The following is a 1,710-nucleotide window of genomic DNA, read 5'->3' as shown; positions in this document are numbered from 1 at the left end:
TGAAGTGAAAAGTTTATTTCCACTTTGAAAGACGGGAAAAGAAAAGTGGCAATTACTCTTACAAAAATGAGTGATTGCTGCTTTTTCTGTTTTATTAAGTAGAAATAAGTGTTACACTAAATGAAGCAAACAACAGGCTGCTTGAAAAAGACAGGATTTTTAGACATGACAAAAAAGCGGACTTTAGTCGGTATTTTTAAGGGTGTAGGACTAAATTCCACTTGTCGGGGATGGTATTTCCTTTCTTTGACAGCCGCCTGTTGTTTTTGATCAGGTAGTTTTCCTTACTTGTTTCTCTGCTTGAGCAGGTATGGTTTTAAAATGATCTGATCCTTTTCGATTGGATGGATGCCGAAACCCAGCAGCTTTTCGTACAGATCCTGATACATAAATTCCGTCAGTTCCAACGGACTTTTATTGCCAAGCAGCTCGCAAGGGGAGGAGTTTACGTGGCTGAGGACCAGATTCAGCCTGGACTGGCCGGTCAGCCCGAGTTCCCTCAGATCCGTTCCTTTTGGAAGGATGTAACGGAGTTCTATATGTTTATTCTCCAACGTGCCTTTTTGTCCTGACTGCATGGGATCGCAGTAAAACACCCTTGTCCGTCTTGTGCCATCGTGAGATGCCTCCATGGCTTCGGCGGCAGAAAACTCCGTCCCACGATCAGTTAGTAAAACATGGACATATTTGCGGAACAATTCTGTGCCAAGAATGGATTCCAGTATGTCAATACCTTCCTTCATGGAAGCGGAGGTTTTTTCGTTGCGATATAAAGCGAGAAGGATGCCGGCTCTCACAAATTTAAATGTCTGAAGGAAAGGACCGTTTGTCTCATCGTTATAGACCGTATCCATTTGGACAACAAAGACCTCGGGATGATCGGAGAGATAGGATTGATAATCTTTGTAGGTTCTGCCTTGGAGATACTTTCTGTCGGTGCGTTTCTTATAAGTTTTTGCCTTTTTCTTCGGCAGTTTACGTGATACCTGCCTCCGCAGATCCATGACAGTGATTCCCGCAATCTCGTGGAAAACACCGTTTTCGATATAGTTGTAAAGCGTTTTTTCTGAAATGCCGAGTTCCGGATGGTTTGTAACGATCTGATAGGGAGACTGGCCCTGCTTCAGGAGCGGAGCGATAATAGCAGCCATCTGTTTTGCTTCCTGTACTGTAAGATTGACACCTTCCCGGGAGTCGATCAGAGTAGTGCGGTAATCCATATGGGCATCTTCCGGAGAGTACTGGTATTTATCAAAACGGCAGCGTGACCAGTTGGAACAGCCGTTGCAGGCACCAGGGGAGCGGTCGCGCCTTGAGCAGCGGAAAGGACTGTACTCCGGACAGTCAGGTGTACACTGACGGCCATAGACACATTTTTTATAGTGAGTGCACTCCAGGGGCATCTTACACTTATGGGTAAGAGTCCTGTGAAGTTTGATCTCTTTGCCAACAGTAGACTTATCCTTGCCGATGGTCTGGGCGATGGCCGTTTTCGTGGAGCCGTTCGTAATGCCGGCGAGAATGATACGCCGTTCCTCTAAAGTTAAATGAGAAAAAGAGTTTTGAGTTTTCATAATAGACACCAACCTTTCCGGCGACTGCCTAGCATGAAAAGTGTAAGACTAAATGCTGCATATGGGGAAGTGGAAATGAGTGAAAGACTAAAATCTACTTTTACCTATTCAAAGTGGAAATAAACTTTTCACTTCA

General features: G+C 44.7%; 1 protein-coding gene. It reads right to left on the bottom strand.

The features are described 5' to 3' along the window. Window positions 1-284: 284 nt before the first annotated feature. Window positions 285-1,574, bottom strand: coding sequence for an IS30 family transposase (locus BKD12_RS15040; RefSeq protein ID WP_083262988.1), 1,290 nt, complete (start codon window positions 1,572-1,574; stop codon window positions 285-287). Window positions 1,575-1,710 lie beyond the last annotated feature (136 nt).

This window comes from Merdimonas faecis (assembly GCF_001754075.1).
In the GTDB taxonomy this organism is placed as follows: Bacteria; Bacillota; Clostridia; order Lachnospirales; family Lachnospiraceae; genus Merdimonas; species Merdimonas faecis.
The sequence above is the reverse complement of the archived record's forward strand: the minus strand, read 5'-3'. Positions and strand labels throughout refer to the sequence as shown.